Raw genomic sequence first — 26,577 nt, forward strand, 5'->3', positions numbered from 1 at the left:
TTTGGGGCTTTTCCAAAGTGACCCGCCGTAAGGGCGGAACCCATATCAGCCACAACCGCAGCAACGGATATGTACACCCAACCCCAACCCACTGCACCCGACCTCTCAAAAACCTCAAAAGCCCCGGCACGAACAGCTCACCCGCAAGCCTGAAAAATGCCCCCCCCAAGACAGTGCGGCCATCCATATACCCAAACTCACAGTCGCCATATTTTTTTTGTCCTGCAAAATATCCCTACACGCCATGCGGGCTCGGGGTTTTGGCCTAGACTCATGACCGATGGGTCCCCTTCAGAACAAAAGCCCCGCAAAAATTCTAAACTTTTCAATTGCGCCGCAGGTCAGGTTTAGAGTGAGAGGAGCGTTGACGGCCCCCGTAAAACGCCCGTCTATCCATTCAACTTCAGACTCCAATGCAACTGGCATAAGGCTTGCCAGTCTGTGTAGTGCTCGCGCGCATGGCTGCAGGATGCAGTCACCCTGACTGATGGCGCCAGGTCGTCAGCTGAACAATACATGGGAGAGATTTATGATCAGTGCCGCTTTAGATAACCAAGGAGTGTGTTTCAGTCAGCCAGCAGGTGAGCCAACATCGTTGGCCGACCTTCCCGGCACGGTGCGGCCAACCTCGTCTCCCAACCCAAATCGTAAAAAAGTGCTGTTTGTCACCTCCGAATTCGCCGATCTGGTGAAAACCGGCGGCCTTGGCGATGTTTCCGCTGCCCTGCCACGGGCCATGGGTCATCTGCACGATGTGCGGGTGCTGATCCCCGGTTACCCGCAGGTCCTGGAAAGCGACAACCCGATCCATATCATCGGCGAACTGGGTGGCCATGCCGCACTGCCTCCTTGCAAGATCGGGCGTATGGATCTCAAGGACGGCCTGGTCATCTATGTACTGATCTGTCCCGAGCTCTACGAGCGCGAAGGCACGCCCTATGGTGCCAATAACGGGCGTGACTGGCCCGACAACCATATTCGCTTCGCACGCCTGGGCCTGGCCGCTGCCGACATGGCCGCTAATCTGGCGCAGATCCATTGGTGCCCGGACCTGGTGCATGCCCATGACTGGCCAGCCGGCCTGGCACCGGCCTACATGCACTGGCGTGGGTCGCGCACCCCGACGTTGTTCACGATTCATAACCTTGCCTATCAGGGCGTGGTCAGCCTGGGCTCGTGCCCGGAACTGGGGATTCCTGAACACGCCTTGCAGCAGGAAGGTATGGAGTTCTACGGCAAGATGTCGTTCCTCAAGGCCGGCATGGCCTATTCCAGTCACATCACCACGGTCAGCGCCACGTACGCTCGGGAAATCACCACCGCCGAATTCGGCTGCGGCCTGGATGGATTCCTGGCCAGCAAGACCCAGCAGGGCCTGCTCAGCGGGATCCCCAATGGCATCGACGAAAGCTGGGAGTCGTCCACTGATCCGCACCTGGCCCACCCGTTCAATATCGGTGACTGGGAGGGCAAAGCCGTCAACGCCGCCCAGGTGCGCGAGCTGTTCGGTCTTGACCCTTCCAGCGGCCCGCTGTTTGCCGTGGTCTCGCGGCTGGTGTACCAGAAAGGCCTGGACCTGACTGAGGCCGTGTCCAGCTATATCGTCGAAAACGGTGGCCAGATCGCAATCATCGGTCGTGGCGAACCCGAAGAAGAGCAGTCGATGCGGGCCCTGGCCCTGCGTTTTCCCGGGCGTATCGGTGTACGCATTGGCTTCAATGAAACCGATGCCCGGCGCATGTTCGCCGGCAGCGACTTTTTGCTGATGCCATCGCGTTATGAACCTTGCGGCTTGAGCCAGATGTACGCCCAGCGGTTTGGTTCGCTGCCCGTAGCCCGCAATACCGGCGGCCTGGCAGACACCATTGAAGATGGCGTCACCGGGTTCCTGTTCAACGAGTCCACGGTGTCAAGCTACGAAGCCGCCCTGGCCCGGGCATTCAAGGTATTTGCCTACCCCGGCCTGCTCAACGCCATGCGTTGCCGGGCCATGAGCGCGCCCTTCAACTGGTGCCAGGCAGTCGAACCCTATGCCGAACTGTATGAACAACTGGTAGCCAACGCGCGGGTAACAATCGGAAAATTCTGACGAGGTCATACCTAATGCCGTTACGGACTCTGGAAACATGGCCCCACGGCGCAACGATGCTGGACGCGGAACATACCCGTTTCGCTTTGTGGGCGCCTGATGCATTTTCTGTCAGCGTTGAATTACAGGAGGGAGCGTCAGTGGCCATGCTGCCCCAGGCAGATGGTTGGTTTGTCGTCGAACTACCGTGCCTTGCGGGCACTCGCTATCGCTACAACATAGACGGCAAGCGAGATGTGCCAGACCCGGCGTCCAGGGCACAGGCGCTTGATGTGCATGGCTGGAGCCTGGTGGTCGACCCGCTCGCCTATCAATGGCGGCACGAGCATTGGCAAGGCCGCCCTTGGCACCAGGCGGTGATCTACGAACTGCATGTGGGTGCGTTAGGCGGTTATTCGCAAGTCGAGAAGCACCTGCCGCGCCTGGCCGAGTTGGGCGTCACGGCGATTGAACTGATGCCCCTGGCGCAGTTTCCCGGCGAGCGCAATTGGGGCTACGACGGCGTGCTGCCCTACGCACCGCACGCAACCTATGGCTCTGGCGAACAACTAAAGCAACTGATCGACCGCGCCCATGAGCTGGGTCTCGCAGTCATCCTGGATGTGGTCTACAACCACTTTGGCCCCGACGGCAACTACCTGGGTCAGTACGCCAAAGGCTTTTTCCGCGAAGACGTGCATACACCCTGGGGGGCTGGCATCGACTTCGATCGCCGCGAAGTACGCGACTTTTTCCTCGATAACGCATTGATGTGGCTGCTCGAATACCGTTTTGACGGGCTGCGCCTGGATGCAGTGCATGCCATCGACAACCCACAGTTCCTCAAGGAACTGGCGCATCGCGTACGCCAGCAGGTGGACCCTGCCCGCCATGTCTGGCTGGTGCTGGAGAATGAGTTCAACCAGGCCAATCTACTGGAGGAAGATTTCGATGCCCAGTGGAACGACGATGGCCACAATGCCCTGCATGTGCTGCTGACCGGCGAGACAGATGCCTACTACCGCGATTTTGCCGAAGACCCCACCGCCAAGCTCGCGCGCTGCCTGAGCGAGGGCTTCGTCTACCAGGGCCATCCCACACGCCATGGGCACGCACGCGGCGAGCGCAGTGGGCATTTGCCGCCCAGTGCCTTTGTATTGTTCTTGCAGAACCATGATCAAATCGGCAATCGCGCCCTGGGCGAGCGTCTGCACCAACTCTGCTCACCCGAAGCACTCAGGGCGGCCACCACCCTGCTGCTGATGTCGCCGATGATTCCGCTGATGTTCATGGGCGACGAAGTCAACGCAAGCGAACCTTTCCTGTTCTTCACCGATCATCACGGTGAACTGGCCGAGGCAGTGCGTGAAGGCAGGCGCAACGAATTTTCCGAGTTTGCCGCGTTCCAGGACCCCGAGCGACGTGAGCGGATTCCGGACCCCAATGCCGAATCAACCTTCCACCAGTCGACACCCACCTTTACCGAGAACCCGCACACCGAGCTCTACCGGCAACTGCTGAGGCTGCGCCAGCGTCATATCGTGCCGCACCTTCCCGGCAGCATGGCTCTCGGTGCCCAGGTTCTGGGGCCGGGTGCGGTATCCGCGCGCTGGCGCCTGGGCAATGGCGAGGTGCTGCAGATCGACCTCAACCTCAGTCAGGCCACCTTCAAGCATCCGGTTGGCTCCCACCTCTTGTTTGCCAGCGATACCGACCACGCCTTACTCACGCCCTTCTGCGCCCGCGTCAGTCTGACCCCGGGCGACACCTCATCATCTGTTGGAGAGCACTCTTGAGCGACGCGCAATTGGAAATACTTGCCAGCCGTGCCGGGCTGGCGGTCGATTGGATCGACGCGAACGGCCATCTGCAGCATGTCAGTTCCGACGCCCTGCGCGCCGTTCTCAAAGGCCTGGGCCATCCTGCAGACACCGATGAGGCTATCGCCGCCAGCCTGCAAGACCTGGAACGGATGCTGCAAGACAAGCATCTGCCACCGTTACTCAGCGTAGACATCGATACTCCCCTGGATCTGGCACGCTATTTCACGCCGGGTACGCCTTGCCGGCTGGATCTGGAAAATGGCAAGGTCCTGACCCTTGAACTGAATGCCGATGCGGCGCTCACGGGTGATCTTCCCGTGGGTTATCACCGTGTACACATCGCCGACCAGCAGTTCACCCTAGCGGTGGCACCGCGCCGTTGCTACAGCGTGGCCGACGCCGTGGACTGCCAGACCCCGCGCGCGTGGGGCCTGAGCGCCCAGTTGTATGCCCTGCGCCGCAGTGGTGACGGTGGCTTCGGTGACACCCAGGCCTTGGAACAACTGGCCCGTGCGGCGGCTGAACGAGGTGCCGACGCCCTGGCGATCAGCCCGATGCACGCGATGTTCAGCGCCGACACCGAACGCTATAGCCCCTACTCGCCCTCCAGCCGGCTGTTTCTTAACAGCTTGTACGCCTCACCCGGTTGCATCCTGGGGGAGCGGGCATTGCGCGACGCGATTGACTCCACCGGGCTGGCGGATGAGTTGCAAGAGCTTGAACAACAAAGCCTGATCGACTGGCCCGCTGCCGCGAAAGCCAAGCAACGGCTGCTGCGGGCGCTGTTTGAGGACTTTCGTGCCGGGGATCACCCGCAACATGCCGATTTCCTCAGCTTTCGCCAGGCCGGCGGTGAAGCCCTGGAAAACCACTGCCGCTTCGAGGCACTGCAAGCCCGCCAGACTGCCAACGGTGAAAGCCTCGACTGGCGTGACTGGCCCCAAGCCTGGCGTAACCCCGAAAGCCCGGAACTGCGGCAGTTCGCCGAAGAGCATATTGAAGAGATTGCTTTTTATGCTTTCAGCCAATGGCTGATCGCACGCTGTCTGGAGCGTGCTCAACAAGCAGCACGCGGTGCCGGTATGGGCGTGGGTTTGATTGCCGATCTGGCCGTGGGGGCCGATGGCGCCGGCAGCCAGGCCTGGAGTCGTCAGGATGAACTGCTCGCCGAGCTGACCGTGGGCGCACCGCCGGACATTCTCAACCGCGCCGGGCAAGGCTGGGGCATCTCCGCGTTCTCCCCCGAAGGTCTCAGACGCCATGGTTTTCGTGCCTTTATCGAGATGCTGCGGGCCAACCTCGCCCATGCCGGCGGCTTGCGCATTGACCATGTCATGGGCCTGCAGCGGCTATGGGTGATCCCCAAAGACGCTTCTCCCAGGGACGGCGCCTATTTGTATTACCCGGTGGACGACCTGCTTCGGTTGCTGGCGCTGGAGTCCAGCCGTCACCAGGCCATCGTTCTTGGTGAAGACCTTGGCACCGTGCCCGATGGCCTACGTGACAAGCTGATCGCACGCGCGATGCTCGGGATGCGCGTGCTGTTGTTCGAGCAAGACCACGGCGGCCAATTCACACCGATCCTCGATTGGCCTGACAACGCCCTGGCCACCACCAGCACCCATGATCTGCCGACACTCAATGGCTGGTGGCACAGCCGCGACATCGACTGGAATATTCAACTGGGGCTTATCGATGCGCCGACAGTCGAGCAGTGGAGCGAGCACCGATTGCGTGAGCGCGAGTCACTGCGCCGGGCATTACGCCAGGATCCGCAGAATTTCCGCGATGAAGTGCGCAGCGAAACCGAGCATATGCTCGATGCCAGCGTGCGTTACCTGGGCCACACCCGCGCACCGCTGGTGCTGCTGCCCCTGGAGGATGCACTGGGAGTCGAGGAGCAAGCCAACCTGCCCGGCACCACCGACATCCATCCCAACTGGCGCCGGCGCTTGCCGGACGAAGCTGCGTCCTTGCTTGACGATGAAAATGCCGCCCGGCGTCTTGAACTGCTGGCGGTAGCCCGCCAACAAGCCAGCGAGCGTGACCGATGAACGCAATACCCCTGCGCGCCACTCAGCGGCTGCAATTTCACAAAGGCTTTACCCTCGACGATGCGGTGCCCCTGGTGCCCTACTTTGCGGCACTGGGCATCAGCCATGTGTACGCCTCACCGTTACTACGCGCCCGCGCCGGTTCCATGCATGGCTACGATGTCGTCGATCCGACCACCGTCAACCCGCAGCTGGGCGGCGAACCCGCCCTGCGTCGGCTGGTACACGCGCTGCGTCAGCACGACATGGGCTTGATCCTCGATATCGTCTCCAACCATATGGCAGTCGGCGGCAGCGACAACCCTTGGTGGCTGGATTTGCTGGCGTGGGGCCGCCTGAGCCCCTACAGCGAATTCTTCGATATCCAATGGCACTCCCCGGACCCGCTGCTCAAAGGCCAATTGCTGATGCCGTTCTTGGGCAGCGATTACGGCGAGGCGTTGCAAAGCGGCGCCCTGCCCTTGCGTTTCGATGCGCAGCACGGCAGTTTTTTTGTCGAACACTATGAGCATCGCTTCCCGATCTGCCCCAGTGATTACGGCGACATCTTGCGCGCCGTAACTTCCCTCAAAGACCTGGCCGACCGTTTCAGTGTCCTCGCCTATCAAGCCGATGCCTATGCCCAGGCGCGAGGTCTGCAGCAGGCGCTGGCCGAACTGGCCCGTGACCCGGCGATACGTAGTGCTATCGATGCCGTTCTGGCGCTGTTCGACTCGCGGCAGCCTGAGGGCTTTGCCCGCTTGCATCAATTACTCGAGCAACAAAACTACCGCCTGGCCAGTTGGCGCACGGCGGCCGATGACATCAACTGGCGACGCTTTTTCGACGTTAACGAATTGGGTGGCCTGCGGGTCGAGCGGGCGACAGTGTTCGAAGCGACCCACAGCAAGATCTTCCAACTGATCAGCGAAGGCTTGATCGATGGCCTGCGCATCGATCATATCGACGGCCTGGCGGATCCGCGAGGTTACTGCCGCAAGCTGCGGCGTCGGGTTGACGCGTTGTCGCCTCGGCGGCATTTGCCGATCTTCGTCGAAAAGATCCTCGGCGAGGGCGAAACCCTGCGTGAAAACTGGAACGTGGATGGCACCACCGGCTACGAGTTCATGAACCAATTGTCCTTGCTGCAGCATGATCCACAGGGCTTTGCGCCGCTGGCACAACTCTGGACCAGCCAGGCCGAGCGCCCCAGCGCGTTTATCGAAGAAGCCTGGCAAGCCCGCCAGCAAATCCTCAATGGTTCCCTCGCCGGAGACTTCGAAAGCGTCGCCCAGGCCCTCCTGCAAGTGGCCCGCAACGACGTGATGAGTCGCGACCTGACCCTGGGCGCGATTCGCCGCGCCTTGCAGGAGCTGATTGTGCACTTCCCGGTGTATCGCACCTATATCAGTGCCCTGGGACGTAGCGAACGAGACGACGGTTTTTTCCTGCAGGCTCTGGCCGGTGCCCGCAGCACCCTGAACGAAGGCGACTGGCCGGTACTCGATTATCTTGAGCAGTGGCTTGGCGGCAAACCCTGGCGCGAACGGCCGTTGGGGCGCGAGCGCAAGATGCTCAAGCATGCCTGCGTGCGTTTTCAGCAACTGACTTCACCGGCCGCAGCCAAGGCGGTGGAAGACACCGCGTTTTATCGTTCGGCCATACTGCTGTCGCGCAACGATGTCGGGTTTAACACCGAACAGTTCAGCGCATCCCTGGCGGACTTTCACGCCGTCAACCAGCAACGCTTGCAAACGTTCCCGGACAACCTGCTGGCCACCGCCACCCATGACCACAAACGTGGCGAGGACAGCCGCGCGCGTCTGGCCGTGCTCAGCGAATGCGCCCACTGGTACATCAAACAAATCATGCACTGGCGCAGGCTAGCTGCGCCTTTGCGCAGTGATAAAGCCACGCCGTCGGCCGGCGATGAGTTGATTCTCTATCAGGTGTTGCTGGGCAGTTGGCCGCTGGATCCGGACCTCGACGCAACTGCGCGTGGCGACTATAACCAGCGGCTCTGGCAATGGCAGCAAAAGGCCCTGCGCGAGGCCAAGCTGCATAGCAGTTGGAGCGCACCCAACGAAGTTTACGAGCAAGGCGTCGAGGCGTTCCTCGGTCGCTTGTTGCTGGATGGTTCAGGTTTGGCGCTACGCACTGCGCTGGGACGCGCAGCCCAGTCCATCGCACCCGCCGGGGCACTCAACGGGCTGGCGCAATCCTTGCTGCGTATCACCGTGCCGGGCGTACCTGACTTGTATCAGGGCGCCGAGTTCTGGGACTTGAGCCTGGTGGATCCGGACAATCGCCGACCAGTGGATTTCATGGCCCGGCAACGGGGTTTGCAAGCATCAGGCGAGACTGAAGCCCTGCTTGAGCATTGGCGTGACGGGCGCATCAAACAGGCCTTGATCGGCGAGGCGTTGAACCTGCGCAGGGCCCACCCGGCGTTGTTCGCCAGAGGTAGCTATGAACCGCTTGAGGTGGTGGGCAAACACGCCGAACGGATCGTCGCCTTCTGCCGCGAATATCAGGGCAAGAGGCTGCTGGTGGTGGTACCGCGCTGGGTCCATGGCTTGCTTGGAAACAGCGCCCGACCCCGGGTCGATGCGCAAATCTGGGGCGATACCCGGATCAAACTGCCGTTCGCCGCCACGCTGCAAGACTGGAAGGGACTTTTGCGCACAAGCGCAGTCACACCCAACAAGGAGCTGATGGTCAGTGTGGCTCTGGGGGATGCCCCGGTGAATATATTCATTAATCCTGATGGCCAAGAAAGCTGAAATTTTCTCGAGGAGCATTGCGATGAGTACCGAAGACAAGCGCGTTCGTGAATTCGCGTATCAGATCTGGGAGTCCGAGGGCAAACCTGAAGGCCAGGAGGCTCGTCATTGGGAGATGGCCCGCAAGTTGGCAGAGGCTGAGGCGTTGGCGCCAAGCAAGACCAAAGCCGCCGCGAAAGCCAAGCCAAAGCCCAGGCCAACCGCTACAGCGGCGGCGCAGAAGCCTGCGGTGGCAAAAAAAACCAGGGCGCCTCGCAAGCCTGCCAGCTGAAACGACACCAACAACCGTACACCCCGTAGCTACCGCAACCGAAAGCTGTACACCCCGTAGCAGCTGTCGAGCCGGGGCTGCGTTCAGCGCCCGGCCTGACCCAGCCCCGCCAGGGCTCGACAGTTGCCACGGGTAACTCATATTTGCAGGAGCAACACCATGAGCAAACCCGATAAAACCCAATCGACGGCCGATACCGAGCCGTCGCGGATTCGTGAAGGTTTGCCCTTCCCCCTGGGCGCCACCTGGGATGGCCTGGGCGTCAATTTCGCCTTGTTCTCGGCCAACGCCACCAAGGTCGAACTGTGCCTGTTCGACGACACCGGTGAAATCGAGCTGGAGCGTATCGAACTGCCCGAATACACCGACGAAACCTTCCACGGCTACCTGCCCGACGCCCACCCCGGCATGATCTACGGCTATCGCGTATACGGCCCCTACGATCCAGCCAACGGTCACCGCTTCAACCACAACAAACTGCTGATCGATCCCTACGCCAAACAACTGGTGGGCGAATTGAAGTGGTCCGAAGCATTGTTCGGCTACACCATCGGCCATCCTGATGCCGACCTCAGTTTTGACGAACGTGACAGCGCGCCCTTCGTGCCCAAAAGCAAAGTCATCGACCCGGCGCACACCTGGGGCAACGACTTGCCGGTGCGCACGCCGTGGGATCGCACCATCATCTACGAAACCCATTTACGTGGCTTCACCATGCGCCACCCTTCGGTCCCGGAGGTGGCACGCGGCACCTGCGCCGGGCTGATGGTCGACGATGTGCTCAAGCATATCCGCCAGTTGGGCGTGTCCTCGGTCGAACTGCTGCCGGTCCACGCCTTCGTCAACGACCAGCATCTGCTGCAAAAAGGCATGACCAACTATTGGGGCTACAACAGCATTGCCTTTTTCGCCCCCGACCCGCGTTACCTGGCCAGCGGCAAGATTGCCGAGTTCAAGGAGATGGTCGCGCACCTGCACGAGGCCAGGCTGGAGGTGATTCTGGATGTGGTCTACAACCACACCGCCGAGGGCAACGAGCAAGGCCCGACACTCTCCATGCGTGGCATTGACAACGCCTCTTACTACCGGCTGATGCCCGACGACAAACGCTATTACATCAACGATTCCGGCACCGGCAACACCCTGGACCTGAGTCACCCGTGCGTGCTGCAAATGGTCACCGACTCCCTGCGCTACTGGGCCAGCGAGATGCACGTCGACGGCTTCCGCTTCGATCTGGCGACGATTCTTGGCCGTTATCACGAAGGTTTCGACGAACGTCACAGTTTCCTCGTGGCCTGCCGCCAGGACCCGGTTCTGCGTCAGGTGAAAATGATCGCCGAGCCTTGGGACTGCGGCCCCGGCGGTTATCAAGTGGGCAACTTCCCACCGGGCTGGGTGGAATGGAACGACCGTTTCCGCGACACCGTGCGTGCGTTCTGGAAAGGCGACGACGGCCAACTGGCGGATTTCGCCGGGCGCATGACCGCCTCTGGCGAGATGTTCAACCAGCGCGGGCGCAGGCCTTACAGCTCAGTGAACTTCATCACCGCCCATGATGGTTTCACCCTCCATGACCTGGTGTCCTACAACGACAAACACAACGAAGCCAACGACGAGAACAACCAGGACGGCAGCAACAACAATCTGTCGTGGAATTGCGGTGTCGAAGGGCCTACAGATGATCCTGAAATCAACGCACTGCGCCTGCGCCAGATGCGCAATCTGTTCGCCACGCTGTTACTGGCCCAGGGCACGCCGATGTTGGTGGCCGGTGACGAGTTCGCCCGTACGCAGCATGGCAACAACAACGCTTACTGCCAGGACAGCGAGATCGGCTGGGTCAACTGGGATCTGGATGACGACGGCAAGGCCCTGCTGCAGTTCGTCAAGCGTCTGATCAAGTTGCGCCAGGCTTATCCGATCCTGCGCCGTGGCCGCTTCCTTGTAGGCGACTACAACGAAGACATCGGCGTTAAAGATGTGACCTGGCTGGCGCCGGATGGTAACGAGATGAGCACCGAGCAATGGCACGACAGTAACGGTCGGTGCCTGGGCATGTTGCTTGACGGTCGCGCCCAGGAAACCGGCATCCGCCGCCCCGGTGCGGATGCCACGCTGTTGCTGGTGGTGAACGCGCATCACGACGTCGTCAACTTCCGTCTGCCGCCGGTACCGGACGGTGGTTTCTGGACCTGCCTGGTCGATACCAACCAAACGGCTGTACGGGGTCAGGAACGCTTTGATTTCGAGCACGAATATGCGGTGACGAACCGCTCGTTGCTGCTGTTCGAACTGCAACAGGAAGACGAGGTGTGAAATGGCGCTGCACGCATTTTTGCAGCTTGATCGCCAGACATCTGCGGATACCGAAAGCCTCGGGCAAACCCTGACGACAATGGTGCGACAAGGTCTGGATCAATTGCCCCTGCCCGGTGGCGGGCAGACGTTGCAGCGATTCAGCCAATTGGCGCAGGTGGCCGGTCACGATCTGGGGCTGTGCAAGTTGTTTGAAGGCCACACCGATGCGCTTGCAATCATGGCCGAACTCGGCGGCCCCGCTTCACCGGCGGGCAGCACCTGGGGCATGTGGGCCGCTGAACCGCCCACGGCGCGGGTCCGGGTCAAACCCATGGGCGAGCGCTGGGTGCTCGAGGGGCGCAAGGCCTGGTGTTCAGGTGCCGCCGTGGTCAGCCACGGACTGCTGACCGCTTGGGATGAACAGGGTCGCCAGCAACTGATTGCGGTACCCATGGATCAAGCAGGCGTCGTGGTCACGGGCGAAGGCTGGGAAGCGGTTGGCATGGGGGCCACGGCCAGTGTCGAGGTGCTGTTCACCGGCGCCAGCGGTGTGGCAGTGGGCCACCCCGGCGACTATTTGCAGCGCCCTGGATTCTGGCACGGCGGGGTCGGCATCGCGGCGTGCTGGTATGGCGCGGCTCGCTCCCTGGCAGACGTCTTGCGCGAGCACTGCACCCGCCGCGAAGAGCCACATGCGCTGGCGCATCTGGGCGCAGTGGACACGGCCCTCTATGCCGCGGCGGCCGTCTTGTGTGATTGCGCCGAGGAAATTGACCGGTATCCACAGGCCGATGCGCAACTGCTGGCACGCCGGGCGCGTGCTGTTGTCGAGGCAGCAGCAGAACAGGTGATCTGGCATGCAGGCCGCGCATTGGGGGCTGGGCCTTATTGCAAGGATCGGCATTTCGCCCGCTTGATTGCGGACCTGCCGGTGTATCTGCGCCAGAGCCACGCCGAGCGTGACCTGGCAGCCCTGGGTCAGCAACTGGCCCGACAGACCAACGAGGCGTGGGCATTATGAAAGCCAATCCGATTGTCGGCCGAGGTACGCCGCAGCGCCTGTGGGAGGGTTCAACCCGCCTGGCCAAGCTGCCTGTGATCAGTGTCGCAGGCCTTGTTCCGCCAGGTAGTCGCGCCGTGATCATCGCGCCTCATCCCGACGATGAAGTCCTCGGTTGCGGCGGTTTGTTGCAAAACCTGGCGGCGCTGGGCCGTCCCTTGCAATTGATCTCCGTGACCGATGGCAGCGCCAGTCATCCCGGCTCACGCCGTTGGCCGGTGCAACGCCTGAGGGTGGTCCGTCCCCAAGAGTCGGCCCAGGCCCTGCACCGCCTGGGTTTGCCACTGCACAGCCTGAAATGGCTGCGCGCCGGTTTTGCCGACAGTCAGGTAGCAGCACAGGAGGACGAATTGGAGGATTTTATCCAGCGTCATCTCAAGCCCACCGATGTGCTGTTCACCACCTGGCGCGAGGACGGTCACTGCGATCATGAAGCTGTCGGCCGGGCCAGTGCCAAGGCCGCACTGGCGGTCGGTGCGCGGCTGGTCGAGTTGCCGGTATGGACCTGGCACTGGGCAACGCCCGAAGATCACCGTGTGCCCTGGCACCGCGCGTACAAGATTGAGCTGACTGCCGAGGCCATCGCGCGCAAGCGTCACGCCATGCACGCTTTCGCCAGCCAGTTGGAAGGTGATCCACAGATTGGCTTGCCTGCGGTGCTGGCGCCATACGTCATTGAGCGTCTGTTGCGCCCTTTCGAGGTGGTTTTCCTATGAGTGTCGCTACCGCCTATTTCGACCAGTTGTTCAGCGACAATGATGACCCGTGGGCCTTCCGCCAACGCTGGTATGAGCAACGCAAACGCGCGCTGACCCTGGCAGTGCTGACACGCCCACACTATCTTTCGATTTTCGAACCCGGTTGCGCCAATGGCGAGCTGAGTGCCGCGCTGGCGATGCGCTGTGATCGCCTCTTATGTTGCGACACAGCGGCGGCGGCGGTGGCCCTGGCTCGAGCGCGCTTGCAGGCGTTCCCACACGTGGATGTGCAACAAAGTCGCCTGCCGCAGGAATGGCCTGATGGTTCGTTTGACCTTATCGTGCTCAGCGAATGGTGCTACTACCTGGACCATGACGATCTATGCGCCCTGCTTGATCGTGCCAAAGCTTCGCTGACGGATGACGGCCAGGTACTGGCCTGTCATTGGCGAGGGCCTATCGAAGGTTGCCCGCTCACCGCCGAACAAGTGCATGCACTGCTGGAACAGCAACTGGGCATGGCTGGCCAGGCGCATTTGCACGACAAAGATTTTCTGCTGGACCTGTGGGGTCACCAAAGCGCCTCGGTCGCGACGCTCGAGGGCCTGCGATGATTGGCATCCTGATACCGGCACACAACGAAGAAGCGCTATTGCCCGAGTGTCTCGAGGCCGCCATTGTGGCGGCGAATCACCCAGCGTTGCTGGGCGAAGAAGTGCAGATTCTGGTGGTCCTGGACAGTTGCACCGATCGCAGTGCCGCCATTGCCCAGGATTATCAAGTGCAGAGTCTTTGCGTGCAGGCACGCAATGTCGGACAGGTACGTGGCATCGGTGCCCGGCACTTGCTCAATAACGGCGCGCGCTGGATTTCCTGTACCGATGCCGACAGCCGGGTGGCGCCCGACTGGCTGGTGGCCCAACTGGCCCTGGAAGTGGATGCGGTGTGTGGGACGGTTGAAGTCGACGCCTGGAGCGAGGACTTTGGTTGCAGCGCACAAGCGCGCTACGAGCAGGCCTATCAAGCCTGCGAGGGGCACCGGCACATCCATGGCGCCAATCTGGGGTTCAGTGCGGGGGCCTACATACGTGCCGGTGGATTTGAACCCTTGGCCTGTCATGAGGACGTGTTATTGGTACGGCAACTGGAGCGTTGTGGTGCCACCATTGCCTGGAGCCACACACCCCAGGTAACGACCAGTGGCCGCCTGGATTGCCGCGTGCAGGGAGGTTTTGGCGATTATCTGAGGAGCCTGACGCAGGTTTCCTGAAAAAAGCGCTGTATCGGCTGGTAAAGGCGCGACGATATCGCACCTATGGTCAATACTCTTGCGCGGCAACCCAGGATTCGGAGCGCCGTCGTGTCACGCAAGCAGTGACGTTTGCGTAGCAACCAGAGTCGTCTCGGCAACGGGTACGACCGAGCACCCTTCAGACAAGGATGTAGCAATGATCAAGCCCACTGCCATGAGCGGCGGTCCCGCGCAAATCTGGAACAGCGCGGCCCAATTGGCGCAAGTTCCACACGTTGAACTCTCGACACTCATACCTCCCGGCGCACGCGTCGTGGTAGTCGCCCCTCACCCAGGCGATGAGGTCGTGGCATGCGGCGGCCTCCTGCAATTGCTGTCCAGTCTCGACTATCCGCTGCAATTGATTTCCGTCACCGATGGTAGTGCCAGCCACCCCGGCTCCAGCCTGTGGCCGCCCAAGCGCTTGAGTGTGTTTCGCGCCCAGGAAAGTGCTGAGGCCCTGCGCCGCCTGGGAATGCCCCTGCACAGCTTGAAGTGGCTGCGCGGCGGCTTCGCCGATAGTGCCCTGGCGGTGCGCGAGCAGCAATTGAGCCAGTTTATCGCGCGTTACCTGCAAACCGGTGACGTCGTACTGAGCACTTGGCGTACCGATGGGAACGATGATCACGATGCGGTCGGCCGCGCCGCTGCCAGTGCCTGCGCGTTGATGGGCGTACGCTTGCTGGAAATGCCCATCTGGGCCTGGCACTGGCCCGCCCGCGACGCAACGCGCATACCCTGGTCGCGGGCCCGCAAGATCCACCTCGAAACCCGGCAGGTGGCGCGCAAACGCCATGCCGCCTACGCCTATGCCAGCCAATTGGCCGGCGACCCGCAGATTTGCCTGGCGCCGATGTTGCCGCCGGTGTTGCTGGAACGGATGCGTGATCCCTATGAGATTGTGTTTGTGTAGTGGCTACTTGACTTGCTTGTACCTGTGAATTCTGACAGTGGCGGCCGTCGCAGGCTGTTGCTAACGTGGATCAGGTGCTGCATATCTTGAGGTGCAGTCGAGAAAGCCATGCCAACTCATTGCATTGGTCGATGTTTTCCGAGATAGGAAACCTGTAGTCCCTCCTGATCCGTATCGCGCGCTGTGTTGCTGTGGCCCTTATCCAAAAGGAAGGATGATCATGAGCGCACGGTTATCACCGTTGATGTGCTTGGGGATTACCATCGGTTCGGCATTGATACTCGCCGGTTGGCCGCTTGTCTCCCAGGCCAGTTGCACGCTGGCGTCCATGCCAGGAGATACCCGCTACACCTGCGACAGTGGGACCAGTCCGGGCCTGAACGACACCGATGGCAATAACACACTGACACTCCCCGCCGCAGGCAGCGGACGTATTGACGGCAACGTCACGTTCGGTGCGGGCCGGGACCGGCTTGAACAAGCATCTGGTGAAATCACGGGTGTGGTTGACCTTGGCGATGGTGACGACACAGTGCGCTTCACGGGCGGTCGCGCCGGCCGGATCCTGCAGGGCAATGGTATCGACGATTTCTTCATGACCGGAGGGACCATCGCATCCCTTTACCAAGGCGATAACCGGGATACGTTTTGGATGCTGGGCGGGGAAATCCTTGGAGCCTTTGAAGACGGTGATGTGGCGCAAATGAGCGGTGGCCGCATCGGTCGGGTGGATATGAAGCTGGATAAAAACATCTTCAGAATGTCCGGTGGCGAAATTGTTGGCAATCTGGTCACAGGTTTTGACACCGATACCATCGTCATGTCAGACGGCAGGATCGGTGGCAATATCAGCGTCAGCGGTGGCGATGACAGCATCACTATCACGGGCGGTGAAGTCGCCGGCGAGATCCGTGCCGGCCCAGGCAATGACAGGTTTGTGTGGGAGGCTGCAGGAACGATCCGCTCGCCCATCTTGATGGCTGCGGGCAATGATGAGGCCCTGTTGACAGGGCTCAGTGAAAGTGTGATGGCGTCCACCCCTACGCTGGACGGGGGAGATGGCGATGACACCTTGACCTTCAACAATACCCGCTCAGCCTCACCGGGCCGTTACATCAACTGGGAAAACGTAAAACTGGCAGACAGATCGCAACTGACCCTGGGAGGCGACTTCAAGCTGGGCGACAGCGTAACGCGCACCGGAAGCCTGTCCATCGATAAAACCAGCGTCTTGCTGGTCAACCAAGGCAGTATTAGCGCCTTTTCCACCGATCAGTCGGCGGTATTGAACAACAGTGGGCTGATCGACATGACCACCGGCCCAGCCAGTGCCACCGACAGCCTGACAGTCAACGGCAACTACAACGGCAATAACGGCCAGATTGCGTTGCAAAGCGTATTGGGCGACGACGGCTCGCCCAGCGACAAGCTGGTGGTAAACAAGGGCACTGTGCAAGGTAACACGACGCTCAGTATCACCAATCTGAGCGGGCCGGGCGCCGAAACCCTGAGCAACGGGATCCAGGTGGTCGAAGCGCGCAATGGTGCGATGGGCAGACCCGAGGCGTTCAGGCTGGGTGGTGGCTCCATGTCCGCTGGCGCTTTCGAGTACTTCTTGTTCAAAGGCGGTGTCACCGATGGCACTGCAGAGCACTGGTATCTTCGTTCAACCATCGCAGCGGCCCCGCCGACTGACCCGCAGGGCCCGCCTGTGCCCGTGCCGGTTCCCGCCGAGGGCGCCCCGATCGGGTTGCCCACCGCGGTTCCCAGCGCGCAGCCGATTGTCCTCTATCGCCCGGAAGTGCCCAACTACTCGGTATTCTTTCCTGCCGTACAGCAAATGGTCCAGGCGGCGCTGGGCACCTATCACGAACGCATGGGAGACCAGAGCCAGCAGCGAAGTACCGGTTCATTGCCCGCCGGTTGGGGCCGGGTCTATGGCAACAGCAGTCGCCAGAGCTATGCAGGCACAGTCAGTCCGCGGCTGGACAGCTCGCTGAACGGGTTTCAGGTGGGTAGCGATCTATACGCCTGGACCACTGACAATGGCCAGACCCAACGCGTCGGTTTCTTTGTCGGCCATAGCCGTCTGAAGGGCACAATTGATGGTTTCAACCGTGGCTGGCAGCAGTTGGATAGCGGCAAAACCACTTTGCGCAGCGATAGCGTCGGCGTGTATTGGACGCTGATTGATCCCTATGGCTGGTATGTGGATGCGGTGCTGATGGGCTCGCGCCTGGACGGCAACAGTGAGTCCGACCGGGGGCTCAAGCTCAAGACCGAAGGCCACGACGTGCTGGCCTCCGTTGAAATAGGTGTGCCGTGGCGCGTCTCCCAACGCTGGGAACTGGAGCCCCAACTGCAAGTGATCGGCAACCAGACCTCGCTGGATAGCCGCAATGACGGGATTTCCGATGTGAAATTTTCTGCCGATACCGCCATCACTACTCGACTTGGCGTTCGCCTGCGCGGCGACTATATGCTCGCTGACAGGCCGTTCCAGCCCTATTTGCGAGCGAACGTCTGGCACGCCTCATCCGGAACCAATCGTGTCAGTTTCAATGATGTCACTGACATTGATACCGAGCAGAAATCCACCACGCTGGGCCTCAAGGTCGGGGCTAGCTGGCAAGTATCCAAAGTCTTCAGCGTGTATGGCGAAGCGGGTTACAACAGCAACCTGGACAGCAACGCGTTGGATGCGCGTGAATTCACGCTGGGTGTCAGGGGCGAGTTCTAATGAGGGTTCCCGTAGCAGCTGCCGAGCCTGGGCTCGGTAGCTGCTACGGGGTGCAGTTCAATTCAAGGCAGGCCGCAAGATCAGCACGCCCAACGGCGGCAGGTCGAGGGACAGTGATACCGGCTGCCCATGGCTGGGTTCGTCGAGGGTAAAGACCTCGCCGCCATTGCCATAGTTGGAGCCGGCATAGGTATCGGCATCGCTGTTGATCACCTCGCGCCAGTGTCCGGCAAACGGTACACCGACCTTGTAGGCTTTGCGCGGCACCGGCGTAAAGTTGGCCACCACCAACACTGGCCTGCCCTCCTTGCTCCAGCGCAGCCAGGCATAGACGCTATTGATGGCGTCGTCGCCAATCAGCCACTGGAAGCCCTGCGGTGCATCGTCCTGGTCGTGCAACGCCGGCTCTTCGCGGTACAAGCGGTTAAGGTCGCCCACCAGTTTCTGTACGCCCCGGTGTTCCGGGTATTGCAGCAGGTACCAGTCCAGTTGCTGGTCGTGATTCCACTCGCGCCACTGGCCGAACTCGCACCCCATGAACAGCAGCTTCTTGCCCGGATGCATCCACATAAAACTCAGATAGGCGCGCAGGTTGGCGAATTTCTGCCAACGGTCGCCCGGCATCTTATCGATCAGCGAATGCTTGCCATGGACGACTTCGTCGTGGGAAATCGGCAGGATGAAGCGCTCGGACCAGGCGTACACCAGGCCAAAGCTCAACTCACTGTGATGATGGGCGCGGTACACCGGGTCTTGCTGGATGTAGTGCAGCGAATCGTGCATCCAGCCCATGTTCCACTTGTAGTCGAAGCCCAGCCCGCCCTGCTGGGTGCTTTGGCTGACGCCGGGCCAGGCGGTGGACTCTTCGGCAATCACCAGCGCGCCGGGGGCCTCCAAAGCCACGACGTCGTTGAGATGACGCAGGAAGTCGATGGCCTCCAGGTTCTCCCGGCCGCCGTGGCGATTGGGCACCCATTGGCCGGCCTCGCGTGAATAGTCGCGATACAGCATCGATGCCACGGCATCTACCCGCAGGCCGTCGATGTGGAAGTGTTTCAACCAGTGCAGCGCCGAGGCCAGCATGAACCCATGGACTTCGGTACGCCCCAGGTTGTAGATCAGCGTGTCCCAGTCCTGGTGGAAGCCTTCCAGCGGGTTGCCGTATTCGTAAAGCGCCGTACCGTCAAATTGCGCCAGGCCATGGGTGTCGGTGGGGAAATGCGCCGGAACCCAGTCGAGAATCACCCCGATATCGGCCTGATGGCAGGCGTTGACGAAAGCAGCAAAGTCATCTGGCGAGCCATAGCGCGCGCTGGGGGCAAACTGCGACAACAACTGATAACCCCAGGAACCGCCGAACGGGTGTTCCATGATCGGCATCAGTTCTATATGCGTGAAGCCCAACTCCTGTACATAAGGAATCAGCCTTTGCGCCAACTCGTGCCAGCCGTACTGACGGGACACTTCGCCCGCCTCGTCCAGCTCGCATTGCCATGAACCGACGTGCAGTTCATAGATCGACAGGGGCGCAGCGGGTTGCTGGCGTTCGCCACGGGCCTGCATCCAGGCATCGTCCTGCCAGTCGATCTGTAACGGTGCGGCGACTTTCGAGGCGGTGTCGGGTGGCAACTGAGTAGCCAGGGCCATGGGGTCGGCCTTGAGAGGCAGAATGCCGTGGGCGCCGAGAATTTCGTATTTGTAGGCCGCGCCCGGTTGCAGCCGTGGAATAAATATCTCCCACACGCCCGCGGGGTGACGCAGGCGCATCGGATGGCGGCGGCCGTCCCAGATATTGAAGTCTGCGACGACCGAGACGCGTCGGGCATTGGGTGCCCATACGGCAAAGCGCACACCCTGAACGCCGTCCACATGGGTCAACTGGGCGCCCAGGCAACTGCTCAGGTCACGGTGGTTGCCTTCGGCAAACAGGTACAGATCCATCTCCCCCAGCAGCAATTGGCTGAAGCTGTAGGGATCTTCGGTAACCTGCTCGCCCCCGGCCCATTGGATTTTCAGCAGGTATTGCTGGCGTGTGGCGAATTGCCCGACAAACAGTCCCGGCACCGGCGTGGTGTCGAGGCGGCCAATCAGCTCGCCGCTGTCGCGCGCCAGCACTTCGACACTTAGGGCTTCTGGCAGGAAGGCGCGGATAAACTGACCGCCCTGCTCATCATCGTGCGGCCCCAGGATCGCGAACGGATCCGGGTGCTCGGCACGCACCAGTGCATCGATGTCCTTGGGCGCCGGCATTACGGTCAATGTTGGCTGCAGCGGTTCATTATGCGTAAAACTCATGACGTTTCCCCTCCGCGTGCAGTTTTGGGCGGTGTTTTCAAGCCACTGAGCAAGTCGTGCAACCCTCTCAAGGGTACCGGCAACCAGGCAGGACGATTTTCCGCTTCATAGGCCACCTCGTACGCGGCCTTCTCCAGGCTGAACAACGCAAGCGCGGCATCAGGCCCATTGGCATCCTGCCAATCATGCGCAAGTGTAGTCGTAGCCTCTTGATACGCCTGAATAAACGCCTGGCGTGCTTCGCTTACGTAGCGATCGGCGACCCGCTGCCGTGCAGCATTGGCTTCGGGCGAATGATCCAGCCCCTGGCCTTGCACATTCAGGGCCAGCGCCGCGGCGTAATCGAACGAGCGCAGCACGCCGGTCACATCCTTGTACGGGCTGTGCTTGCCTCGACGTTCATGCAGGGCGCGCGCCGGCTCGCCTTCAAAGTCGATCAGGTAGGCATCGCCCTTGACCACCAGCACCTGGCCCAGGTGCAAATCGCCATGCACACGGATGCGCCAGCCACCGACGGTGGCCTTGGCCAGTGCCTGGACGTGGCTGGCGATGATTTTTTTCTGCGCCAGTAGCTCACTGACCAACGACTGGTCTGCCCGACTCAAGGTGCTTTGGTGCTGCTTGAGCAAGTGCAAGGCCTGATCCAGTTGGGCTGCGACCTGTTTGGCCAGGGCCTGGCTGTCCTTGACCGATGTCACCTGCGGCGCAAAGTCCGGATTGTCGGTAGGCACGGCCAGCACCTGGTGCATTTCGCCCAGGCGTTGCCCCAACAGCGCGGCGAAATCCGCCAGTTCGCCGAGGGCGTTGTAGTGTTGCTCCTGCTCGGAAATCGCCTCGGCCAATTCGTCACGAATCGCCCGTTCCAGGTTGTTCTGGGTCCAGGCCCAGGCATCGCCCTGGTTGCTCAGGTAGCCCTGGGCAATCATCAGCAAATTGTCCTGCCCTTCGGCATCGCGGCGAACCACCGAGCCCAGCAGCGGCGAAATATGCGCATAGCCGGCAGCGGTCAGATAGGCGCTCATTTCCAGTTCCGGGTGTACGCCTGTGCTGATCTTGCGGATCAGCTTGAGCACCAGGCTTTCGCCGATCACCACCGAGCTGTTGGACTGCTCGGCTGCCAGGTAACGCACCTGCAACTCCTCGGCAGGTAGCCATTGGGCCAACTGCGCGGTTGGCTCGAAGTGAATATCGCCGTCGCTGGAGTTGAGCACGGTGTTAGCCTGCATCGCCTGGATGACTTCGCGCACAAAGGTGTCGAGACTGAAGGCATCGGTGATCAAACCGACCTGACGCACACGCCGCACACGCGCCAGGGCCAATTGCTGGGGCAAGGCGCTGGTAAATTGGTCTTCGCCGAGCAGGCCGAACGGCAATTGATAGCGGCTCACCTGCCCACCGCTGCTGACTTCGAGTTCACTGAGCAATACCGGGTGCTGCGGGTCGCCAAAACGCACGCCATACGCGATATGAACGCTGTCGATGGTCGAATCCTTGCCGGCAAACCAGCGGCGCTTGGGCAACCATACCGGTAGCGAGGTTTGCTCCAGCGTGGTGCGACATGGGGCTTCAAGCAATTCCTCAAGGCGCTTTTTCAGCACCAGAGTGGTGAAGTCCGGGATGCTCTGTGCAGGTTCCACGTGCCAACTGGGCATCTGGTTTTCTGCGGCAAGCACGAACCAATAGAAACCGTAAGGCGCCAGCGTCAGCAAGAAATTCAACTGGCCGATGGGCGGAAATGCATTGCCGCCGAGCATTTCCACCGGGACCATGCCGGCAAACGCTGACAGGTCCAGCTCGGCCGCCTGGGCGGTACGCGACACGTTGGCCACGCACAGAATTATTTCCTGCTTGCCGTCGGCGCCGGTGTACTCGCGGGTATACGCCAGAATGCGTCGGTTGCTGGGCGACAGCATTTTCAGGCTGCCACGCCCGAACGCCTTGGATTGTTTGCGAATCGCCAGCATGCGCCGGGTCCAGTTCAACAACGAGTGCGGGTCCTGTGTCTGGGTTTCGACGTTGACCGACTGGTAGCCGTAGAGCGGGTCCATGATCGGCGGCAGTACCAGGCTGGCCGGGTCGGCGCGGGAGAAGCCGCCGTTGCGATCGATCGACCACTGCATGGGCGTACGTACGCCATCGCGATCCCCCAGGTAAATGTTGTCACCCATGCCGATCTCATCGCCGTAATACAGGGTCGGTGTACCCGGCATCGACAGCAACAGGCTATTGAGCAACTCGATGCGGCGTCGGTCTCGTTCCATCAACGGCGCCAGGCGCCGGCGAATGCCCAGGTTGATGCGCGCACGACGGTCGGCGGCGTAGTAGTTCCACAGGTAATCGCGCTCCTTGTCGGTGACCATCTCCAGGGTCAACTCATCGTGGTTACGCAAAAATATCGCCCACTGGCAATTGGCCGGGATTTCCGGGGTCTGGCGCAGGATATCGGTGATCGGGAAGCGGTCTTCCTGGGCCAGGGCCATATACATGCGTGGCATCAGCGGGAAGTGGAAGGCCATGTGGCATTCATCCCCGTCATCGCCCTTTTTGTCACCAAAATACAGCTGGGTATCTTCCGGCCACTGGTTGGCTTCGGCCAGCAGCATGCGATCCGGGTAGTTGGCGTCGATCTCGGCGCGGATCTGCTTGAGGACGTCGTGGGTTTCCGGCAGGTTTTCGTTGTTGGTGCCATCGCGCTCGATCAGGTACGGGATAGCGTCCAGGCGCAGGCCGTCGATGCCCATGTCCAGCCAGTAGCGCATTACCGACAATACGGCTTTCATGACTTGCGGGTTGTCGAAGTTCAGGTCCGGTTGGTGGGAATAAAAGCGATGCCAGAAATACTGGCCGGCGACCGGATCCCAGGTCCAGTTGGATTTCTCGGTGTCGAGAAAAATAATCCGCGTGCCATCGTACTTCTGGTCGTCATCGGACCACACGTAGAAGTCTCGTGCACTGGAGCCGGGCTTGGCCTTGCGGGCCCGCTGGAACCAGGGGTGCTGGTCGGAAGTGTGATTGATCACCAGCTCGGTGATCACACGCAGTCCGCGTTTATGGGCTTCTGCGATAAAGCGCTTGGCGTCGGCCATGGTGCCGTAGTCGCTGTGTACACCTCGGTATTCGGCGATGTCATAACCATCGTCACGCCGTGGCGAGGGGTAGAACGGCAGCAGCCAGATGGTGTTCACGCCAAGGTCGGCAATGTAGTCAAGCTTGGCGATCAGGCCCGGAAAGTCACCGATACCGTCGTTGTTGGAGTCGAAATAGGATTTGACGTGAACTTGATAGATCACCGCGTCCTTGTACCAGAGCGGGTCTTTGATAAAGGTGGCAGCCTTGGGCTTCTTCGCCATGGGGTAACTCCTGAAAATTCTGAAAAACCCTTGCCCGGTCTGGCTAAAGACGCGGGTCAGGACGTGCTGATTCGCCAGATCCCGAACGGCTGGTGCCATGGTTCGATGCGCATGAACTGCGTCTTGCCGTACCAGGTCCAGCGGTGGCCGTTCATCAAGTCTTCGCCTTGGGTCTGGGCGTCATCGGGCAGCCCCATCTCCCAGAGCGGCAGTTCGAAGTGCGCCTCCTGGGCGTTGAAAGGATCAAGGCTCACGGCCACTAGAATGAAGTTGCTGCCGTCCTCACTGCGTTTGCCGAAGTACAGGATGTTGTCGTTCCAGGCGTTGTAGAGCGTGAGCCCCAGATGCGTCTGCAGGGCCGGGTTCTGTCGACGAATGCGGTTGAGCTGGGCGATTTCGGCAATGATGTTGCCGGCAGCGGTGAAGTCTCGGGGCCGTAGCTCGTACTTTTCCGAGTCCAGGTACTCTTCCTTGCCGGGAACCGGCGCGGATTCACACAGTTCAAAGCCCGAATACATGCCCCACAGCCCGGAGCCCATGGTTGCCAGCGCAGCACGGATCAGAAAGCCGGCACGCCCCGAACCATGCAGGAAACCGGGGTTGATATCCGGCGTATTGACGAAAAAGTTCGGTCGATAGCACTCGCGCCATGGCGACTGGTTGAGTTGCGTCAGGTATTCACTGAGCTCGGACTTGGTGTTGCGCCAAGTGAAATAGGTATAGCTCTGGGAATAACCGACCTTGCCCAGGCGAGCCATCATCGCGGGCGTGGTAAAGGCTTCGGCGAGGAAGATCACCTCGGGATGGCTGGCGCGCACGTCACTGATCAACCATTGCCAGAATGGCAGTGGCTTGGTGTGAGGGTTATCGACGCGGAACGTCTTGACGCCCTCCTTGACCCACCCGATGACGATATCCCGCAGCTCGATCCACAGGCTGGGGATCGCATCGGCGGCATAGAAGTCGACGTTGACAATGTCCTGATATTTTTTCGGCGGGTTCTCGGCATATTTGATGGTGCCGTCCGGCCGCCAGTTGAACCAACCGGGATGCTGCGTGAGCCAGGGATGGTCCTGGGAGCACTGGATCGCAAAGTCCAGGGCGACTTCCAGGCCATGATCTGCGGCCGCAGCGACCAGGCGCCGGAAATCTTCACGGCTGCCCAATTGGGAGTGAATGGCGTCATGGCCGCCCTCCTCGCTGCCAATCGCGTAGGGGCTGCCTGGATCATCGGGGCCTGCGTTCAGGGCGTTGTTCTTGCCCTTGCGGTGGCTGCGGCCGATGGGGTGAATCGGCGGGAAGTACAGCACATCAAAGCCCATGTCATGAATCATCGCCAACCGCGAATGCACGTCGTTGAACGTGCCGTGGCGCGCGGGATCATCGGTGACCGAGCGTGGGAAAAGCTCGTACCAACTGGCGAACAGAGCCTGTTGACGCTCCACATCGATGGGGTAAATCGCACTGGTGCTCAAATAAGGGCGCAGGTCGGCCTCGGCCATCAGGCCTGCACTGTCCTTGTGCAGGAACCGCGCGACTTGCTCGGTTTCCAGCAGGCCCGACACTTGCTGATGCAATAGCAGCAAACGCTCGCGCAACTCACCCTCGCTGCGCTCGGCAGCCTGCTGTATCTGGTTGCGGCCTTCCTGCAGTTCCAGGCTGACGGGCACACCGGCCATGTGTTTCTTGCCCAGTTCGTAGCAGAAACTGGCGAACTGATCGACCCACGCCTCGACGCAATACTGATGCGGGCCCTGCACAGTCACGGTAAAAGCACATTCCCACGCGTTATTGCCCAGCTCGTTCATTGCCACACTGTGCCAGTGCTCATGCGTAATGGAGCGCCAGCGCACCCGCACCGCCAATTGGTCGTGACCATCGGCGAATACTTTACTGGTGACGTGGACTCGCTCGCCCTCCACCGCCTTGACCGCAAATTCACCGCCGTCGATCACCGGCATGGTGTCCTCAATGGCGATCCTGGGCATCAAAAGCGCTTTAGACAACGGCAAGAGCGAGGTTGAATCGTTTAGTTCCGGTAGTGGGTGTTGCAAAAATTCAGCAGTCATCGAGCATCACCTCTACGCCCCAAGGACGCTCTTTTGCTTGATCGTAATTGCGCAACAGCCTGGCTCTTCCCGAGCCGGGTTGCATAAGGTCCGAGCCCGCTTGCGGCGCAAAAGTTCAGGTGGATGTACCGCCATTGAGCGGGAATCAATTGGCCATGCAGGTTGTCCACCGATACAACCAAGCACAAAGGAGGCCACACCGATGAATATCCCGATCCCGCCTGAACCCCCTGATCCCAACATAGACAAACCGACATTGCCGCCGACGGAGCCTGAGCCGATTCCCGACCAGGAACCGCCCGGCAACGAGCCACCACCGGTTGAAGAACCGCCCACAACCATGCCACCAATAATTGTCTGAAATATCGATCAGGGTTTTTCGAAAAGCCGGACGATCCTCGGCATCACGCTGAACACCACCAGCGCCAATACCGTACTCAATACGGCTGTCGACTCCTTGCCCATCCCCGCCGCCACCCCAATGGCGGCGGTCATCCAGAGGCCAGCGGCGGTGGTCAGCCCCTTGACGTTTTCTTCTGCATCTTGCGCTTTGCCCTTGAGAATGGTCCCCGCCCCCAGAAAGCCGATACCGGCAATCACCCCCTGGACCACCCGGCTCATTGCATCGGCCTCGGCGCCGGATATCTGCGGCACCAGCACAAACAACGCCGCCCCCATCGCCACCAGCATATGGGTGCGCACGCCGGCGGCCTTGCCTTTGTGTTCGCGCTCAAAGCCCAGGATGCCGCCCAGCAGCGCCGCGAACAGCAGGCGCAGGGTAATTTGGGTCACTTGTTGTGCATCGCCGATACCGTTGAATTCGGCTTGCAGGGTTTGCCAGACTTCATGCCACCAGGCGTCCATGGAGCAGTCCTTTCAGGG

General features: G+C 60.8%; 16 protein-coding genes. 12 read left to right on the top strand and 4 right to left on the bottom strand.

Annotated features, from left to right (window positions below):
• Window positions 1-529 precede the first annotated feature (529 nt).
• The 12 genes from glgA to OQ460_RS11990 all read left to right on the top strand — a co-directional run bounded on the left by glgA (window position 530) and on the right by OQ460_RS11990 (window position 17,981).
• A complete protein-coding gene (gene glgA / locus OQ460_RS11935; RefSeq protein ID WP_410017698.1) occupies window positions 530-2,089 on the top strand; it encodes a glycogen synthase GlgA in 1,560 nt (519 codons plus the stop codon).
• 14 nt (window positions 2,090-2,103) lie between these two features.
• Window positions 2,104-3,864, top strand: a complete 1,761-nt coding sequence (gene treZ / locus OQ460_RS11940; protein ID WP_410017699.1) for a malto-oligosyltrehalose trehalohydrolase — start codon at window positions 2,104-2,106, stop codon at window positions 3,862-3,864.
• Window positions 3,861-5,945, top strand: a complete 2,085-nt coding sequence (gene malQ / locus OQ460_RS11945) for a 4-alpha-glucanotransferase (protein WP_410017700.1) — start codon at window positions 3,861-3,863, stop codon at window positions 5,943-5,945. Before treZ ends, malQ begins: the two co-directional genes overlap by 4 nt.
• Window positions 5,942-8,707, top strand: a complete 2,766-nt coding sequence (locus OQ460_RS11950; RefSeq protein WP_410017701.1) for a malto-oligosyltrehalose synthase — start codon at window positions 5,942-5,944, stop codon at window positions 8,705-8,707. Before malQ ends, OQ460_RS11950 begins: the two co-directional genes overlap by 4 nt.
• 22 nt (window positions 8,708-8,729) lie before the next feature.
• Complete coding sequence (locus tag OQ460_RS11955) at window positions 8,730-8,978, top strand: DUF2934 domain-containing protein (RefSeq protein WP_410017702.1); 249 nt, start codon at window positions 8,730-8,732, stop codon at window positions 8,976-8,978.
• A 159-nt stretch (window positions 8,979-9,137) separates the two neighbouring features.
• The gene (glgX, locus tag OQ460_RS11960) at window positions 9,138-11,297 is read left to right on the top strand and encodes a glycogen debranching protein GlgX (protein WP_410017703.1); all 2,160 of its coding nucleotides are present in this window, start codon (window positions 9,138-9,140) and stop codon (window positions 11,295-11,297) included.
• 1 nt (window position 11,298) lies between these two features.
• On the top strand, window positions 11,299-12,300 hold the full coding sequence (locus tag OQ460_RS11965) for an acyl-CoA dehydrogenase (protein ID WP_410017704.1): 1,002 nt from the start codon (window positions 11,299-11,301) through the stop codon (window positions 12,298-12,300).
• Complete coding sequence (locus tag OQ460_RS11970; RefSeq protein ID WP_410017705.1) at window positions 12,297-13,055, top strand: PIG-L deacetylase family protein; 759 nt, start codon at window positions 12,297-12,299, stop codon at window positions 13,053-13,055. Before OQ460_RS11965 ends, OQ460_RS11970 begins: the two co-directional genes overlap by 4 nt.
• Window positions 13,052-13,651, top strand: a complete 600-nt coding sequence (locus OQ460_RS11975) for an SAM-dependent methyltransferase (RefSeq protein ID WP_410017706.1) — start codon at window positions 13,052-13,054, stop codon at window positions 13,649-13,651. The genes OQ460_RS11970 and OQ460_RS11975 overlap by 4 nt, the downstream gene beginning before the upstream one ends.
• Window positions 13,648-14,307: a glycosyltransferase gene (locus OQ460_RS11980; RefSeq protein WP_410017707.1), complete on the top strand. Its 660-nt coding sequence runs from the start codon at window positions 13,648-13,650 to the stop codon at window positions 14,305-14,307. The genes OQ460_RS11975 and OQ460_RS11980 overlap by 4 nt, the downstream gene beginning before the upstream one ends.
• Window positions 14,308-14,485: 178 nt before the next feature.
• A complete protein-coding gene (locus OQ460_RS11985; protein WP_410017708.1) occupies window positions 14,486-15,241 on the top strand; it encodes a PIG-L deacetylase family protein in 756 nt (251 codons plus the stop codon).
• Window positions 15,242-15,461: 220 nt separating this feature from the next.
• Window positions 15,462-17,981, top strand: coding sequence for an autotransporter outer membrane beta-barrel domain-containing protein (locus OQ460_RS11990; RefSeq protein ID WP_410017709.1), 2,520 nt, complete (start codon window positions 15,462-15,464; stop codon window positions 17,979-17,981).
• A 57-nt stretch (window positions 17,982-18,038) separates the two neighbouring features.
• On the opposite strand, the gene glgB is transcribed toward OQ460_RS11990, so the two are convergent.
• From glgB to OQ460_RS12010, 4 genes are all read right to left on the bottom strand, one after another.
• Complete coding sequence (glgB, locus tag OQ460_RS11995) at window positions 18,039-20,276, bottom strand: 1,4-alpha-glucan branching protein GlgB (protein WP_410017710.1); 2,238 nt, start codon at window positions 20,274-20,276, stop codon at window positions 18,039-18,041.
• Window positions 20,273-23,626 carry a maltose alpha-D-glucosyltransferase gene (gene treS / locus OQ460_RS12000; RefSeq protein ID WP_410017711.1) on the bottom strand — a complete coding sequence of 1,118 codons (3,354 nt, stop codon included), beginning with the start codon at window positions 23,624-23,626 and terminating at the stop codon, window positions 20,273-20,275. Before treS ends, glgB begins: the two co-directional genes overlap by 4 nt.
• Window positions 23,627-23,682: 56 nt before the next feature.
• A complete protein-coding gene (locus tag OQ460_RS12005; protein ID WP_410017712.1) occupies window positions 23,683-25,695 on the bottom strand; it encodes an alpha-1,4-glucan--maltose-1-phosphate maltosyltransferase in 2,013 nt (670 codons plus the stop codon).
• Window positions 25,696-26,064: 369 nt separating this feature from the next.
• A complete protein-coding gene (locus OQ460_RS12010) occupies window positions 26,065-26,559 on the bottom strand; it encodes an MgtC/SapB family protein (RefSeq protein ID WP_410017713.1) in 495 nt (164 codons plus the stop codon).
• Between the last annotated feature and the right edge of the window lie 18 nt (window positions 26,560-26,577).

This window comes from Pseudomonas imrae (assembly GCF_046352735.2).
GTDB lineage: Bacteria > Pseudomonadota > Gammaproteobacteria > Pseudomonadales > Pseudomonadaceae > Aquipseudomonas > Aquipseudomonas imrae.